The sequence below is a fragment of the Streptococcus sp. genome, assembly GCF_030528045.1.
Classification (GTDB): domain Bacteria; phylum Bacillota; class Bacilli; order Lactobacillales; family Streptococcaceae; genus Streptococcus.
Window position 1 is genome coordinate 26993 of the sequence record NZ_JAUMZR010000005.1, and the last position, 16758, is coordinate 43750.

Below are 16758 nucleotides of genomic sequence, written 5' to 3' on the forward strand. Positions count from 1 at the left end.
TAAATAGAAAAGAAAGTTAAAAAAATGGCAGAAAAAACTTACCCAATGACCCTTGAAGAAAAGGAAAAACTAGAAAAAGAATTAGAGGAGTTGAAACTCGTTCGACGTCCTGAAGTCGTAGAGCGTATCAAGATTGCTCGTTCCTATGGAGACCTTTCAGAAAATAGTGAGTATGAAGCAGCGAAAGATGAACAAGCTTTTGTTGAAGGACAAATTTCAAGTCTAGAAACAAAGATTCGCTATGCTGAAATTGTTAATAGCGATGCAGTTGCCCAAGATGAGGTAGCAATCGGTAAAACAGTAACAATCCAAGAAGTTGGTGAAGACGAAGAAGAGGTCTACATCATCGTCGGTTCTGCAGGTGCAGATGCTTTTGCTGGTAAAGTATCAAATGAAAGTCCGATTGGCCGTGCTTTGATTGGCAAGAAGACTGGTGATACTGCAACGATTGAAACACCAGTTGGTAGCTATGATGTCAAAATCTTAAAGGTTGAGAAAACAGCCTAAATAGGATGAAAAAGGAGTAGTGAAGGTTTTGCCTTGCTCAACTCCTTTTTGGTTTTTTGGATAAATAGGAGACAATATGATTGAAAATAAGAAGAAAAACAAAATGGAACGTGGTTTAACCAATCGCCATGTTCAGGTGATGGCCATTGCAGGAACAATCGGAACTGGACTTTTCCTAGGTGCTGGTCGCTCTATCAGCCTTACAGGATCTTCCATCATCCTGATTTACATGATTACAGGAGCCTTTATGTTTTTGATGATGAGGGCTGTTGGGGAGATGCTGTATCAAGATCCAGAACAACATACCTTTATCAACTTTATCACCCGTCATTTGGGGAAAGGCTGGGGATATTTCTCAGTTTGGTCTTATTGGTTATCAGTTGTCTTTATCGGTATGGCAGAAATCACTGCCATCTCAGACTATGTTCGCTTCTGGTTTCCAACCTGGCCTAGCTGGATGATTCAGCTTGTCTTTTTAACGATTTTGGCTTTGGTCAACCTGATTGCGGTTAAGCTCTTTGGAGAAGTCGAGTTTTGGTTTGCTATGGTTAAGATTGTGGCGATTTTAGCCATGATTGCCACTGGGGTCTTTATGGTTTTGACAGGCTTTAAGACACCGCATGGTGTTGCAAGTTTGGCAAATATCAGCGACCAGTTCTCTCTTTTTCCAAACGGAGTTATGAACTTTGTCATGGCCTTTCAAATGGTATTTTTTGCCTATCTGATGATTGAGTTTATCGGGGTGACAACTTCTGAAACAAAGAACCCTCGTCAGGTCTTGCCTAAAGCTGTTAAGGAAATTCCTCTCAGGATTATCTTCTTCTATGGGGGAGCTCTCATTGCGATTATGGCCATTATTCCTTGGTCTTATCTTAATTCTTCAGATTCTCCTTTTGTAACGGTTTTTGAACTGGCAGGGATCAAGTGGGCAGCGGCTCTAATCAACTTTGTTGTCTTGACCTCAGCAGCGTCTGCGCTTAATTCAACCCTCTACTCAACAGGGAGACACTTATATCAGATTGCCCATGATTCGCCCAATCGTTTCTTAAAGGCCATCAAAGTCGATACCCTTTCTCGCCACAATGTTCCACAAAATGCCATCATCGCCTCAGCGATCTTGATTGCTCTCGCTGCTTTTATCAATGTGCTACCAGGTGTTTCAGATGCCTTTGCTTTGATCACCGCATCCTCATCAGGTGTTTACATCGCGATTTATATCTTGATAATGGTGGCCCATCTCAAATACCGCAAGTCACAAGATTTCATGGCTGATGGCTACCTCATGCCTCAGTATCGCTTGCTTAATCCCCTAACCATTCTCTTTTTTGTCTTTGTTTTTGTGACTCTCTTTTTGCAAGAGTCTACCTTCATGGGGGCAGTTGGTTCTGCCATCTGGATCCTTGTTTTTGGGATTTATAGTCAGTGGAAATTTAGAAAATAAATCATGAACTCATCAACTCTGTTTGGTGAGTTTTTCTAGTTTGACAGTCCATCGAAATAAGACTATAATCAAGCTGTAGTAGCTTATTAGGAGGTTTGGATGCACGTTAGATTGGAAAATAAGGAGTCGCATAAAGTGCAAGAAATAGGGGGTTTGATTCGTGCTTATAATCGTTCTAAAATAGAAGAGGCTGAAAGCGAGCCACTGAACCTTTATGTCGAAGACGAAAAGGGCAATCTCATGGCAGGATTAGTAGCTGAGACTTTTGGAAATTGGCTGGAAATCGAATATTTGTTTGTGAAAGAGGAATTGAGGGGACAAGGAATCGGTTCAAAACTATTGCAGCGAGCAGAAAATGAAGCCAAGAATCGAAACTGTCGTTTTGCTTTCGTAAATACTTACCAGTTTCAAGCACCAGATTTTTATCTAAGCCATGGTTACAAGGAAGTCTTTACCTTGCAAGACTATCCCTGCACAGGGCAAAGATACTATTACCAAAAGGATTTGTGACCTAGACTTCTTTCCTTTGAAGAGGAACTTAGCTAAGTATCAAAAAAGAACGAATACTCTTTATCATGTAAGATGGTAGAGAGTTTTTTGTTAAAAAAATCTTACAAAATAACATTTATATATTGCATTAAGTCAGATATATGATATAATGTTTTTAAAAGAAGCGCAACTTTTTAAAATTTTGAAGGAGGACGCTAGTGGCTAAAAATTTAAAATTAAAATTAGCTCGGGTGGAGCTTGATTTAACACAAGGGGATTTGGCAGAAGCTGTGGGTGTTACTAGGCAGACTATAGGCTTGATTGAAGCTGGGAAATACAATCCTAGTCTCTCGCTCTGTCAGTCCATTTGCAGATGTTTAGGGAAAACCCTAGACCAATTATTTTGGGAGGAAGAAGATGAAAAATAGATTTTTTTATTATCAATTATTAGACGAAAGAGAAGAACAACTGATGAACAAAGCTGGGACAGAGTCTTTTAATGTGTTTATCGGGCTTATTCTGCTAAGTTATTTGGTGGCTGTATTAGCACCTGCTCTTTTTAATCCTAATATTCTTCTGGTTACCCTTCTTTTAGGAATTTTCTTCTTTTTCAATCGTGCACGACAACTTGGAGTGACCTACTATAGTCGTTTTCATTTTACGATTGGAGGGTGTTTGCTGGTAACTCTCGCTATTACGACTCTCTTGATGTTGGAGAATTATCAATTCAATATCGAAATTTATCAGCACAATCCTCTGAACGTTAAATATTTGTCTGCTTGGGTCCTTACTTATCTGATTTACCTTCCTTGGGTTTTTATCGGCAATCTCGGCCTTAAAAGTTATGGCGAATGGGCCCAAAAAAAGTTTGAGCAAGATATGGATGAACTTGAGAATGGAGAATAGCTTGTTAGCTTTTTATCAATCTCAGTAAAATGTGTTATAATAGTACTAATTTATCGGACGGTGTGAAAGTGGTAGAATACGTTCATACCTTTGTAAAAAAGGAAGAAGGAAAACAGATGTATCCAGATGATAGTTTGACATTGCACACGGACTTGTACCAGATTAATATGATGCAAGTTTACTTTGACCAAGGAATTCACAATAAAAAGGCGGTCTTTGAAGTTTATTTCCGTCAGCAACCTTTTCAGAACGGTTATGCAGTTTTTGCTGGCTTGGAAAGAATTGTACATTATCTTGAAGACTTACGCTTTTCAGATAGCGATATTGCCTACTTGGAGACGCTTGGGTATCATGGAGAATTCTTGGATTACCTACGAAATCTCAAGTTGGAGTTGACGGTTCGTTCTGCCCAGGAAGGGGACTTGGTTTTTGCTAATGAGCCGATTGTACAGGTAGAAGGTTCTCTAGCTCAATGTCAATTGGTCGAAACGGCTCTTTTAAACATCGTTAACTTTCAAACCTTGATAGCGACCAAGTCAGCACGTATTCGTTCGGTCATTGATGATGAACCCTTGATGGAGTTCGGGACACGTCGTGCGCAAGAAATGGATGCAGCTATTTGGGGAACACGCGCAGCCGTGATTGGTGGGGCTAATGGAACCAGCAACGTGCGTGCAGGGAAGCTCTTTGGTATTCCAGTATTGGGGACTCATGCCCATGCCTTGGTACAGGTTTATGGAAACGACTATGAAGCCTTCAAGGCTTATGCTTCAACCCATCGTGACTGTGTCTTTCTAGTAGATACTTATGACACGTTGCGAACCGGTGTGCCAGCTGCCATTCAGGTAGCGCGTGAGCTGGGAGACAAGATTAATTTTAAAGGCGTTCGTATCGACTCAGGGGATATAGCCTATATTTCCAAGAAAGTTCGCCAACAGTTAGATGAGGCTGGATATCCAGATGCCAAAATTTACGCTTCTAATGACCTCGATGAAAATACCATCCTTAACCTCAAAATGCAACACGCTAAGATTGACGTTTGGGGGGTGGGTACCAAGCTGATTACAGCCTATGATCAGCCAGCTCTTGGGGCAGTTTATAAGATTGTGGCTATCGAAGATGAAACTGGTAAGATGCGCAATACCATCAAGCTTTCAAGCAATGCTGAAAAAGTATCGACCCCAGGTAAGAAGCAGGTATGGCGCATCACCAGTCGTGAAAAAGGTAAGTCAGAAGGTGACTACATTACTTATGATGGTGTGGATGTGAGTGACATGACAGAAATCAAAATGTTCCATCCGACCTATACTTATATCAAAAAGACCGTTCGTAATTTTGATGCCGTTCCTCTCTTGGTGGATATTTTCAAAGCAGGAACATTAGTTTACGATTTACCTAGTTTGACTGAGATTCAAGCCTATGCTCGCAAAGAATTTGACAAGCTATGGGATGAGTACAAGCGCGTGCTCAATCCGCAGCACTATCCAGTGGACTTGGCGCGTGATATTTGGCAAGATAAGATGGACTTGATTGATAAGATGCGTAAAGAAGCCCTTGGTGAAGGAGAAGAAGAATGAGTTTGCAAGAGACCATTATCCAGCAACTAGGTGTCAAACCAGTGATTGATGCCCAGGAAGAAATTCGTCGTTCGATTGACTTCTTAAAAAGATACTTGAAAAAACACCCCTTCCTTAAAACCTTTGTACTTGGGATTTCTGGAGGACAAGACTCAACCTTGGCAGGGCGTTTGGCGCAATTAGCTATGGAAGAAATGCGAGCAGAAACTGGAGATGACAGCTACAAATTTATCGCTGTTCGACTCCCTTATGGAGTCCAAGCTGATGAAGCAGATGCTCAAAAAGCTCTTGCTTTCATCCAGCCAGATGTCAGCTTAGTTGTGAATATCAAGGAATCAGCTGATGCTATGACAGCAGCAGTTGAAGCGACAGGAAGTCCTGTTTCAGACTTTAACAAGGGAAATATCAAGGCGCGTAGTCGTATGATTGCTCAATATGCCCTTGCGGGTGCCCATAGCGGAGCGGTCATTGGAACAGACCATGCTGCGGAAAATATCACAGGCTTTTTTACCAAGTTTGGTGACGGTGGTGCAGACATTCTCCCTCTTTACCGCCTCAATAAACGTCAAGGAAAACAACTCTTGAAAGAGCTTGGTGCAGACCCAGCACTTTATGAAAAAATCCCAACAGCAGACCTAGAAGAAGAAAAACCAGGTATTGCAGACGAAGTCGCACTTGGAGTCACTTACAATGAAATTGATGACTATCTAGAAGGCAAAACCATCAGTCCAGAAGCCCAAGCGACTATTGAAAACTGGTGGCAAAAAGGCCAACACAAACGCCACCTACCGATCACCGTATTTGATGACTTTTGGGAGTGAGACAGAAATCGGTAACTCGAAGAGTTCGATTTTCCTTGTCTCACCCCCGCAACGATGACTAGGTTTGAAAAAGCTTGGTAAAGCGCATTTCAAACCAGACAGGGACTGCGTCAAGTAACTAGATGAAAAGCTTGTTTTCTAGCTGTTACTGAGTATAGTCTTTTTACCCTGAGCCTTAAGCTTAGAAAGCGAGGTAACATTATGAAAGCAATCGGTACGCAAATGTTACAGACAGATCGTTTGATCTTGAGAAGATTTGTGGAGAGTGATGCGGAAGCCATGTTTCAAAATTGGGCTTCGTCTACTGAGAATCTAATCTATGTCTCTTGGGATCCTCATCCTGATGTTGAGGTGACTCGGAACTCGATTCGAAATTGGGTTGCCTCCTATGCCAATCCCAACTACTATAAATGGGCCATTTGTCTCAAAGAAAACCCTGAGCATGTGATAGGGGATATCAGCATCATTGAAATGCACGAGGAAGATTTAAGTTGTGAAATTGGCTATGTTTTAGGAAAAAACTATTGGGGGCGTGGTATGATGACGGAGGCCCTGAAAGCTGTGTTAGACTTCTGTTTTACTCAAGCAGGTTTTCAAAAAGTCAGAGCTCGTTACGCCAGTCTCAATCTAGCTTCAGGCCGTGTTATGGAAAAAGCGGGAATGTCTTATCTAAAAACCATTGCCAATGGTGTGGAGAGAAAAGACTACGTTGCGGACCTTATTTATTACCAGATAAGTAGGGAAGACAGGTGATTCTCTTTTCTGTTTCTACCAAAGTCAGACCTTGTCTGGCTTTTTTTGTGCCAGATTTCTAAATAAACTGATTAAATTCCTATTTTTCCCTATCATTGTCCCTGTTTTTTCTTAGAGTTGGGAATTATAATAGACTTATCAAAAGAAAGAAGGGTGAAAAGATATGGATAATGTAATCTTTTTTATCAGTGTTTTTCTTGCTGGAATTCTTTCCTTCTTTTCTCCTTGTATTTTACCCTTGTTGCCAGTCTATGCGGGGGTCTTGTTGGATGATAAGAATGATGCGCAGGCTTCTAGTGGAAAATTTTCAATCTCAGTTGTAAGTTTATTGCGAACTTTGGCCTTTATAGCGGGGATTTCCTTTGTTTTTATCTTACTAGGCTATGGAGCTGGTTTTTTAGGCAATTTGCTGTATGCTTCTTGGTTTCAGTATGTGACGGGTGCGATTATCATTCTCTTGGGCTTGCACCAGATGGATGTTTTACATTTGCAGGGACTCTACAAGGAAAGAAGGTTACAATTAAAGAGACAGGATCAAAATGCTAACGGCTATAGTCAGGAATTTTTACTGGGGTTAACCTTTAGTTTTGCTTGGACGCCGTGTGTGGGGCCAGTTCTGGGGTCTGTTTTGGCCTTGGCGGCTTCAGGTGGTTCAGGAGCTTGGCAGGGTGCTGGTCTCATGTTGGTTTATACGCTGGGTTTGGCGCTACCATTTTTGGTTCTAGCTCTTGCCTCCAGCTATGTTTTGAAACATTTCCGAAAACTCCATCCCTACCTCGGGATCCTCAAAAAAGTGGGTGGTTTCCTCATTATCGTGATGGGAATCTTGGTGCTTTTGGGAAATGCTTCCATTTTGACTACATTATTTGAATAGAGAGGAAAAAGAAATGAAAAAATGGAAAACATGTCTCCTTGGAGTCGGCTCAATTTGTTGCTTGGCAGCCTGTTCGGCTAAAAATATGTCAGACGAATCAACTATGAAGGAGCAAACCAAAACAGAACAAGTCAGTTCGCAAACTGCGACTAAAGGTCAGGCAGTCGCTGATTTTGAACTAACAGGAGTAGATGGCAAGACCTATCGTTTGTCTGATTACAAGGGCAAGAAAGTCTATCTCAAATTCTGGGCTTCTTGGTGTTCTATCTGTCTAGCTAGTCTTCCAGATACGGACGAAATCGCTAAAGGTGCTGGTGATGACTATGTGGTCTTGACAGTGGTGTCTCCTGGACACAAGGGGGAGCAATCTGAAGCAGACTTTAAGAACTGGTACAAGGGCTTAGATTATAAAAATTTTCCAGTTCTAATTGATCCATCAGGCAAACTTTTGGAAAGTTATGGTGTTCGTTCTTACCCGACTCAAGCCTTTATAGACAAGGAAGGCAAGCTGGTCAAAACGCAACCAGGTTTTATGGATAAGGAAATGATTTTAAAAGAATTGAAAGAAATGGGGTAGAGAAAGGCTATGAATGATAAAGTAAAACTTTTTGTCTTGGCAGGGGTCATTCTCCTAGCCCTAACCGGTTTCTATTTTCTATTGATGCGAAATGCAGGGCAGACAGATAGCTCGCAAATTGAGAAAGCATCAGTTAGTCAAGGAGGAAAAACAGTGAAAAAAACAGAAGTGAGCAAAGACGCAGACTTGCACGAAATTTATCTAGCTGGAGGTTGTTTCTGGGGAGTGGAGGAATACTTCTCACGCGTGCCTGGAGTGACAGATGCCGTTTCAGGCTATGCAAATGGTAGAGGGGAAACAACCAAGTACGAATTGATTAACCAAACAGGCCATGCAGAGACTGTTCATGTTACCTATGATGCTAATCAAATTTCTCTCAAAGAAATCCTGCTTCATTACTTCCGCATCATTAATCCAACCAGCAAAAATAAACAAGGGAATGATGTGGGGACCCAGTATCGTACCGGTGTTTATTACACAGATGATAAGGATTTGGAAGTAATCAACCAAGTCTTTGATGAGGTGGCTAAGAAATATGACCAACCTCTGGCAGTTGAAAAGGAAAACTTGAAGAATTTTGTGGTGGCGGAGGATTATCACCAAGACTACCTCAAGAAAAATCCAAATGGCTACTGTCATATCAATGTTAATCAGGCTGCCTACCCCGTCATCGATGCCAGCAAATATCCTAAACCAAGTGATGAGGAATTGAAGAAGACCTTGTCACCTGAGGAGTATGCCGTTACCCAGAAAAATCAAACAGAACGAGCTTTTTCAAACCGCTATTGGGATAAATTTGAATCTGGTATCTATGTGGATGTGGCAACTGGTGAACCCCTCTTTTCATCAAAGGACAAGTTTGAGTCTGGTTGTGGCTGGCCTAGTTTCACCCAACCCATCAGCCCAGATGTTGCTACCTACAAAGAAGATAAGTCCTACAATATGACACGCATGGAAGTGCGGAGCCGAGTTGGAGATTCTCACCTTGGCCATGTCTTTACAGATGGACCACAAGACAAGGGGGGCTTGCGCTACTGCATCAATAGTCTCTCTATCCGCTTTATTCCCAAAGATCAAATGGCAGAAAAAGGCTACGCTTATTTACTAGATTATGTCGATTAAGAGGGCTTTCCTAAGCAGTTAGAGGAGAATTTTGCTATACTGATACTAGTAAGTGGTAAAGGAGCAGAGCATGACCTACACAATCTTAATCGTAGAAGATGAGTATCTGATAAGACAAGGCTTGACCAAGCTGGTCAATGTAGCAGCCTACGATATGGAAATCATCGGTCAGGCTGAAAATGGAAGACAGGCTTGGGACTTGATTCAAAAGCAGGTGCCAGACATCATTTTAACCGATATCAATATGCCTCAGCTAAATGGCATCCAGTTGGCCAGTCTGGTCCGAGAAACTTATCCTCAGGTGCATTTGGTTTTTTTGACGGGTTACGATGATTTTGATTACGCCTTGTCTGCTGTCAAACTCGGTGTAGATGATTACCTGCTCAAACCCTTTTCTCGTCAGGATATTGAGGAAATGTTGGGGAAAATCAAGCAAAAACTAGACAAGGAAGAAAAAGAAGAGCAGTTACAAGATTTATTAACCAATAAGTTTGAGGGAAATATTGCTCAGAAAATCCAGTCCCATCTAGCTGACAGTCAGTTTAGTTTGAAGTCTTTGGCCAGTGACCTAGGTTTTAGTCCGAATTATCTGAGTTCCTTAATTAAGAAAGAGTTGGGCTTGCCTTTTCAGGATTATCTGGTGAGAGAGCGTGTCAAACAGGCCAAGCTCTTGCTTCTGACCACAGATTTAAAGATTTATGAGATAGCCGAAAAGGTTGGTTTTGAAGATATGAACTACTTTACCCAACGTTTTAAACAGATTGCAGGTGTGACACCTCGTCAGTTTAAGAAAGGGGAAGGCCGATGAAGCGTTCTTCTCTCTTAGTCAGAATGGTTATTTCCATCTTTCTGGTCTTTCTCATTCTACTAGCTGTGGTTGGGACTTTCTATTATCAATCTAGTTCATCAGCCATTGAGGCCACTATTGAGGGCAATAGCCAAACGACCATTAGCCAGACTAGCCACTTTATTCAGTCTTATATCAAAAAATTAGAAACCACCTCTACCAGTTTGACCCAGCAGAAGGATGTCTTAGCCTATGCTGAGAATCCTAACCAAGACCAAGTCAAGGGAATCCGAGATCTGTTTTTGACGATCTTAAAGGCAGACCAGGACTTGAAAACGGTGGTACTGGTCACCAAATCCGGTCAGGTTATTTCTACAGATGATAGTGTGCAGATGAAAACCTCCTCTGATATGATGGCTGAGGATTGGTACCAAAAGGCCATTCATCAGGGAGCTAAGCCAGTTTTAACCCCAGCTCGTAAATCAGATAGTCAATGGGTCATTTCTGTTACTCAGGAACTTGTTGATGCAAAGGGGGGCAATCTTGGCGTACTTCGTTTGGATATTTCCTACGAAACTCTGGAAGCCTATCTCAACCAACTCCAGTTGGGCCAGCAGGGCTTTGCCTTTATCATCAATGAAAAGCATGAATTTGTCTACCATCCTAAACGTACTGTCTATAGCTCAGCGAGTGAAATGGAGGCCATGAAACCCTACATCGAGACGGGGCAGGGCTATACGCTGGACCATCAATCCTACGTTAGTCAGGAACAGATTACAGGTACTGATTGGACGGTTATAGGCGTGTCTTCGTTGGAGAAGTTAGACCAGGTTCGGAGTCAACTCATGTGGACCTTGCTTGCTGCTAGTGCCTTATCTCTTCTTGCCTGTCTCTGCTTGGTGTGGTTCAGTCTCAAACGCTGGATTGCCCCTTTGAAGGATCTGAGAGAAACCATGCTGGAAATTGCTTCTGGTACACAAAATCTTCGTGCTAAGGAAGCTGGCGCCTATGAACTGAGAGAAGTGACTCGTCAGTTCAATGCCATGCTGGATCAGATTGATCAGTTGATGACAGATGTGCGCAGGCAGGAAGAAGCGACCCGGCAGTATGAACTTCAAGCCTTGTCGAGCCAGATTAACCCTCATTTCCTCTATAATACTTTGGACACTATCATCTGGATGGCTGAATTTCAGGATAGTCAGCGAGTGGTTCAGGTGACCAAGTCCTTGGCAACCTATTTCCGCTTGGCGCTCAATCAAGGAAAGGATTTGATTTCTCTTTCTGATGAAATCAATCATGTCCGCCAGTACCTCTTTATCCAGAAACAACGCTATGGTGATAAGCTGGAGTATGAGATTGCTGAAGAACCTGACTTTGATAATTTAGTCTTGCCTAAACTGGTGTTGCAACCTCTTGTAGAAAATGCTCTTTACCATGGCATCAAGGAGAAGGAAGGTCAGGGGCATATTAAACTTTCTGTTCAGAGACAGGATACAGGGCTTGTCATCCGCATTGAGGATGATGGAGTTGGCTTCCAGGTTGTTGCTGATAGTAGTCAAAGTCAGCTCAAACGTGGGGGAGTTGGCCTACAAAATGTCAACCAACGGCTCAAACTTCATTTTGGAGACAATTACCAGATGAAGATCAATTCTGTACCCTCAAAAGGGACGACGGTTGAAATATACATCAATAGAATAGAAACTAGCTAACTCCCAGTTAAATCTGGGAGTTTTATGCGTAATTGAGCAAGCTTTCTAGGTTGTCTATCTTGCTAAAACGTAGAAAAAACGATATGATAGATAGTGACAAAAGAGGTATCAATTATGAAGGAAAAAGACATTCAAAGCGCAACAAGCCAGATTGTAAAAGATGTATTAGAAAAAGCCAAATTGAAGCAAGGATCTATCTTTATTTTGGGTCTTTCTTCTAGTGAGGTGATAGGTGGTCAGATTGGCAAGGAATCCAGTCAAGAAATTGGGGAAGTCATTGTGAAGACCATTCTAGATATCCTAGAGAAAAAAGGAATTCATCTAGCTGTTCAAGGTTGTGAACATGTCAATCGAGCCCTCGTCGTTGAACGTCAGGTGGCAGAGCAGTTTGGTCTTGAAATCGTCAGTGTCCTTCCTACACTTCATGCAGGAGGTTCGGGTCAGTTGGCAGCCTTTAAGTTTATGCAGGATCCAGTTGAGGTTGAATTTATCAAGGCCCATGCTGGATTGGATATCGGAGATACTGCGATTGGCATGCATGTTAAGCATGTTCAGGTTCCGATTCGCCCTCTTTTGAGAGAAATTGGGCATGCCCATGTAACGGCTCTAGCTAGTCGTCCCAAACTAATCGGAGGTGCGCGTGCGCAGTATCCACAAGATTCTATCAGAAAGTCGTGAAATTATTCTGTAGTAAAAGAAGAAAAGCAAAAGACAGAGGAAACAATGGTATAGATACCATGACTTCCTCTGTTCTTTTTGTTGGATTTTTGTTGTAAAGTGCTCCAAATAAGACCAGTTTTTACAAGAAGAAGGGGTGCTATCTGATGGAGAATTGCCAAAAAGTAGAAAAAAGCAAGGTAGAGAAGATTTTTCGTTATAGAAATCAGTAAACAAAGCTGGATTTAGCTGTTGTAGGTCGGCTTTTTTGTGCTATACTTAAGGTATGCATAGAAAAACAGTGATTGATTTTAGGGCTTTGGGGGAGAGATACACTTTTACCCAGCCAATCAAAGAGTTAAAAACGAGAGACTTATCAGAAGTAGCGGACTTGCTGGCACAAGTGGAAAGCTACCAAGAGCAGGGCTACTATGTGGTGGGCTACGTCAGTTACGAGGCTGCACCTGCATTTGAGGAGAAATTAGCAGTTCATAAAGCTCATTTACTGGGAGAGTATCTGCTATATTTTACAGTTCATGATAGGGTAGAAACATCGCCTATTCCTCTGACTTATGAGGAAGTAGATTTGCCTTCAAAGTGGCAGGAAGAAACATCTGCAGAAAACTATGAAAAGGCTATTACCCAGATTCACCATTATTTGCGTCAAGGGGACACCTACCAGGTCAACTACACCGTCCAACTCAAGCAGGACTTAAGTGCTTATCCTTTTGCCATCTACAATCGTATGGTGGTAGAGCCGGAGGCGGGCTACAATGCTTATGTAGAACATGACGAGATGGCAGTGATTTCCATGAGCCCAGAACTTTTTTTTGAGCAAAATGACCGGGAATTAACGACTCGCCCGATGAAGGGAACAACCCAGCGGGGAGTGACTGACCAAGAAGACCTTGCCCAATCTAGCTGGCTAGAACAGGATCCTAAAAATCGCTCTGAAAACATGATGATTGTGGATCTTTTGCGCAACGATATGAACCGTATTTCTGAAGTTGGAAGTGAGCATGTGGAGCGTCTCTGTCAAGTGGAACAGTATTCGACCGTTTGGCAGATGACTTCGACCATCAAGAGTCAGTTGCGACCGGATGTGGACTTAGTTACCATTTTTCGCTCGCTCTTTCCATGTGGTTCCATAACGGGAGCACCGAAAATTGCGACCATGGAAATCATCAAGAACTTGGAGCCCCAACCCAGAGGAGTTTACTGCGGAACGATTGGTCTCTTGCTTCCAAATGGACGACGGATTTTCAATGTCGCCATTCGGACCATTCAACTGCATCAAGGGAAAGCCGTCTATGGTGTTGGCGGAGGGATTACTTGGGATAGTACTTGGGAATCTGAATACCGAGAAGTTCATCAAAAGGCGGCTGTTCTCTATCGTAAACAAGTTCGTTTCAAGCTGATTACTACAGGGAAAATTAGCCAAAAACAATTGCTGTTTGAAGAACAACATCTGGAAAGACTGAGAAAAGCAAGTCGGTATTTTGCCTATCCTTTTGATCCAGAAAACCTGAGACAAAAGATAGAGGAAGAGTGTCAGGCTTGTGATGTTCATCAAGACTACCGCTTGCGAATTAGCCTCAGCAAATCTGGAGAGATAGAACTCAGCCGCCAAATCTTAACACCCCTCAGTCCAAGTTTCTGCAAAGCCAAACTTTGTCTGCAAGAAACAGATTTGAATCAAGCGTTTACCTACTTTAAAACAACTAATAGACCACATTTAAGCCTAGGAGAGCAAGAGAAGATTTACCACAATAAGTCAGGAGAACTACTTGAGACCTCTATTGGAAATCTGGTCTTAAAAATTAATGGTAAACTCTACACACCGCCTACCAGTCTAGGAATTTTGCCAGGGATTTACCGCCAGCATTTGCTAGAAATAGGACAGGTAGATGAAAAAGTCTTGACTTTGGCAGACTTGAACCAAGCAGAAGCTGTCTATGGCTGTAACGCAGTCAGAGGTTTGTATGAGTTAGAAATGAATTCTAAATAAACTCCATAAACTAAAAAACATAATGGATATGTTGAATTGTTTGAATTGTTGGATTAAGTTTGATAAAATAAGAGGAAAACGATGTCATTTTATGGGAGGAAATGATGAAAAAAACAGTTCTTTTTAAAGCTGGTCTAGCTAGCTTTTCTGCGTTGATGATGCTCGCTCAACCGACTTTTGCTAATGATACAATTCACTTTTCAAATTGTACAGAAGCGTGGGAAAATGGCTATTCTGATATCCATAGAGGAGAGCCTGGATATTCTTCAAGACTAGACAAAGATGGTGATGGAGTTGCCTGTGAACGCTCAAAAGCTCCTCGAGGTGTTTTTAAACCACGCCAATCTAGTCCACAGAATAGAGTTTCTTCTAGTGGATGGGTTAAGCAGGATGGATATTGGTATTATTATTCTGACAATGGTAATCCAGTAACCAATTCTTGGAAAGGAGATTACTATCTCAAATCAGATGGGACAATGGCTCAGAGTGAGTGGATATATGACTCATATTACAAAGGATGGTATTATCTCAAATCGGATGGTTCGTATGCACGAAATACATGGATAGGAAGTTACTACCTTAAAGCAAACGGAAAGATGGCTCAAAGTGAATGGATTTATGATTCATCATACCAAGCTTGGTATTATTTGAAATCAGATGGATCCTATGCCCAAAATGCTTGGCAAGGCGCTTTTTATCTTAAAGCGAACGGTAAAATGGCACAAGGTGAGTGGATATATGACTCTTCTTATCAATCCTGGTACTACTTGAAATCAGATGGTTCATATGCTCGTAATACTTGGCAAGGAAATTACTATTTGAAATTAGATGGTAAAATGGCAAAGAATGAGCGAGTTGATGGTGGCAGATACTACGTAGATGGTTCTGGTCTTTGGAAACCATAAATCAGAATAATTTCTAGGAAGTTAATGCAAACCTTTGCACAAAAGAGACGATTTTGTTACACTATATCTGTAAGCATTTTCAATTAAAAAGGAGAAGACGATGAGTCAAAAGATTATTGGGATTGACCTTGGTGGAACATCTATCAAGTTTGCAATTTTAACTCAAGAGGGAGAAATCCAAGAAAAATGGTCTATCAAGACTAATATTTTGGATGAAGGAAGCCATATTGTAGATGATATGATTGAGTCTATTCAACATCGTTTGGACTTGCTTGGATTGTCAGCCACAGACTTCCGAGGGATTGGGATGGGATCACCTGGTGTGGTTGACCGTGAAAAAGGAACTGTTATCGGTGCCTACAACCTCAACTGGAAAACCCTTCAACCGATTAAAGAAAAGATTGAAAAAGCCTTGGGGATTCCATTCTTCATTGATAATGATGCCAACGTCGCTGCTCTTGGTGAGCGCTGGATGGGTGCTGGTGACAACCAACCGGATGTTGTCTTTATGACACTTGGTACTGGTGTTGGTGGTGGTATCGTGGCAGAAGGCAAATTGCTTCACGGTGTTGCTGGTGCAGCAGGAGAGCTTGGCCACATCACTGTTGACTTTGACCAACCGATCGCATGTACCTGTGGTAAAAAAGGCTGTCTTGAGACAGTTGCTTCTGCAACAGGGATTGTCAACTTGACTCGTCGTTATGCAGATGAATACGAAGGCGATGCAGCCTTGAAACGCTTGATTGATGACGGAGAAGAAGTAACTGCTAAAACTGTCTTTGACCTTGCAAAAGAAGGAGACGACCTTGCCTTGATCGTTTACCGTAACTTCTCACGTTACTTGGGAATCGCTTGTGCTAATATCGGTTCAATCCTAAACCCATCAACAATCGTTATTGGTGGTGGAGTATCAGCTGCGGGAGAATTCCTTCTCCAAGGCGTGCAAAAGGTTTATGATGAAAATACCTTCCCACAAGTACGCACATCAACTAAATTAGCTCTCGCAACTCTAGGAAATGACGCTGGAGTTATCGGAGCAGCATCACTTGTATTGCAATAAGATAGATTGATAATAGAGCTTGGTTATCCATCAAGCTCTTTTTTAAAAGTCGAATAAAACGAAATAGGTTTTAATTTTGAGAAGGAATCGCTAGATGAATACATCAAAACAACTCATGCTTGAATTAGCATTGTCTATTGCTACGGAAGCTCATAAAGGGCAATTTGATAAGGCAGGAGTAGATTATATAGAACATCCAATTTATGTAGCAAGTCAAGTCGATACTGAAGAAGAAAAAGCAGTGGCTCTGCTACATGATGTTATAGAGGACAGTCCTTTTACAGCTGAAGAACTATTACTAGCTGGTTTACCAGAAACAGTAGTTGTTGCCGTTCAGATTTTGTCAAAGAAAAAGGGGCAAGACTATCAAACATATCTAGAAAATGTGAAATCTAATCCCCTAGCACGCGTTGTCAAATTAGCAGACTTGAAGCATAATTCAGATTTATCTAGACTGAATTCTGTCACTGACAAGGATTTGGAACGATTAGAAAAATATAAAAAGGCCATCGATTATCTGAGTATGTAGAAAAGATTTTTTATGCTATACTAGTTAGGACAATAA

Annotated in this window: 18 protein-coding genes; all 18 read left to right on the forward strand. The window is 41.7% G+C overall.

Translation table 11 applies throughout. The features are described from left to right. The first annotated feature begins 24 nt into the window (after nt 1–24). The 18 genes from greA (at nt 25) to Q4A91_RS01970 (ending at nt 16722) form a co-directional block, all read left to right on the forward strand. Complete coding sequence (gene greA / locus Q4A91_RS01885; RefSeq protein ID WP_000818765.1) at nt 25–507, forward strand: transcription elongation factor GreA; 483 nt, start codon at nt 25–27, stop codon at nt 505–507. Between the two features lie 76 nt (nt 508–583). Next, the gene (locus Q4A91_RS01890; protein ID WP_303204346.1) at nt 584–1948 is read left to right on the forward strand and encodes an amino acid permease; all 1365 of its coding nucleotides are present in this window, start codon (nt 584–586) and stop codon (nt 1946–1948) included. Nucleotides 1949–2047: 99 nt separating this feature from the next. Then, entirely contained in the window at nt 2048–2458 is a 411-nt protein-coding gene (locus Q4A91_RS01895; RefSeq protein WP_303204347.1) for a GNAT family N-acetyltransferase, read from the forward strand. 197 nt (nt 2459–2655) lie between these two features. Further along, nucleotides 2656–2865, forward strand: coding sequence for a helix-turn-helix transcriptional regulator (locus Q4A91_RS01900; protein WP_001107495.1), 210 nt, complete (start codon nt 2656–2658; stop codon nt 2863–2865). Beyond that, on the forward strand, nt 2855–3343 hold the full coding sequence (locus Q4A91_RS01905; protein ID WP_303204348.1) for a DUF6773 family protein: 489 nt from the start codon (nt 2855–2857) through the stop codon (nt 3341–3343). The genes Q4A91_RS01900 and Q4A91_RS01905 overlap by 11 nt, the downstream gene beginning before the upstream one ends. A gap of 116 nt (nt 3344–3459) precedes the next feature. Then, complete coding sequence (locus tag Q4A91_RS01910) at nt 3460–4920, forward strand: nicotinate phosphoribosyltransferase (protein ID WP_303204349.1); 1461 nt, start codon at nt 3460–3462, stop codon at nt 4918–4920. Continuing rightward, nucleotides 4917–5741 carry an ammonia-dependent NAD(+) synthetase gene (gene nadE, locus Q4A91_RS01915; RefSeq protein WP_303204350.1) on the forward strand — a complete coding sequence of 275 codons (825 nt, stop codon included), beginning with the start codon at nt 4917–4919 and terminating at the stop codon, nt 5739–5741. Before Q4A91_RS01910 ends, nadE begins: the two co-directional genes overlap by 4 nt. A 201-nt stretch (nt 5742–5942) precedes the next feature. Next, entirely contained in the window at nt 5943–6494 is a 552-nt protein-coding gene (locus Q4A91_RS01920; protein ID WP_303204351.1) for a GNAT family N-acetyltransferase, read from the forward strand. A gap of 163 nt (nt 6495–6657) precedes the next feature. Next, complete coding sequence (gene ccdA2 / locus Q4A91_RS01925) at nt 6658–7368, forward strand: thiol-disulfide oxidoreductase-associated membrane protein CcdA2 (protein WP_303204352.1); 711 nt, start codon at nt 6658–6660, stop codon at nt 7366–7368. Nucleotides 7369–7381: 13 nt separating this feature from the next. Then, on the forward strand, nt 7382–7945 hold the full coding sequence (locus Q4A91_RS01930; RefSeq protein WP_303204353.1) for a redoxin family protein: 564 nt from the start codon (nt 7382–7384) through the stop codon (nt 7943–7945). Between the two features lie 9 nt (nt 7946–7954). Next, on the forward strand, nt 7955–9067 hold the full coding sequence (gene msrB, locus Q4A91_RS01935; RefSeq protein ID WP_303204354.1) for a peptide-methionine (R)-S-oxide reductase MsrB: 1113 nt from the start codon (nt 7955–7957) through the stop codon (nt 9065–9067). A 70-nt stretch (nt 9068–9137) separates the two neighbouring features. Beyond that, nucleotides 9138–9875 (forward strand): response regulator transcription factor, encoded by a 738-nt coding sequence (locus Q4A91_RS01940; protein WP_303204355.1) that lies wholly within the window; start codon nt 9138–9140, stop codon nt 9873–9875. Beyond that, nucleotides 9872–11563, forward strand: coding sequence for a sensor histidine kinase (locus Q4A91_RS01945; RefSeq protein WP_303204356.1), 1692 nt, complete (start codon nt 9872–9874; stop codon nt 11561–11563). The genes Q4A91_RS01940 and Q4A91_RS01945 overlap by 4 nt, the downstream gene beginning before the upstream one ends. A gap of 114 nt (nt 11564–11677) precedes the next feature. Continuing rightward, nucleotides 11678–12241: a TIGR01440 family protein gene (locus tag Q4A91_RS01950; RefSeq protein ID WP_303204357.1), complete on the forward strand. Its 564-nt coding sequence runs from the start codon at nt 11678–11680 to the stop codon at nt 12239–12241. A gap of 265 nt (nt 12242–12506) precedes the next feature. After that, nucleotides 12507–14228 carry an aminodeoxychorismate synthase component I gene (pabB, locus tag Q4A91_RS01955; protein WP_303204358.1) on the forward strand — a complete coding sequence of 574 codons (1722 nt, stop codon included), beginning with the start codon at nt 12507–12509 and terminating at the stop codon, nt 14226–14228. Nucleotides 14229–14332: 104 nt separating this feature from the next. Beyond that, a complete protein-coding gene (locus tag Q4A91_RS01960) occupies nt 14333–15133 on the forward strand; it encodes an excalibur calcium-binding domain-containing protein (RefSeq protein ID WP_303204359.1) in 801 nt (266 codons plus the stop codon). Nucleotides 15134–15233: 100 nt separating this feature from the next. After that, on the forward strand, nt 15234–16193 hold the full coding sequence (locus Q4A91_RS01965; RefSeq protein WP_000078548.1) for an ROK family glucokinase: 960 nt from the start codon (nt 15234–15236) through the stop codon (nt 16191–16193). 94 nt (nt 16194–16287) lie between these two features. Then, nucleotides 16288–16722, forward strand: a complete 435-nt coding sequence (locus tag Q4A91_RS01970; RefSeq protein WP_303204360.1) for a GTP pyrophosphokinase — start codon at nt 16288–16290, stop codon at nt 16720–16722. Nucleotides 16723–16758 lie beyond the last annotated feature (36 nt).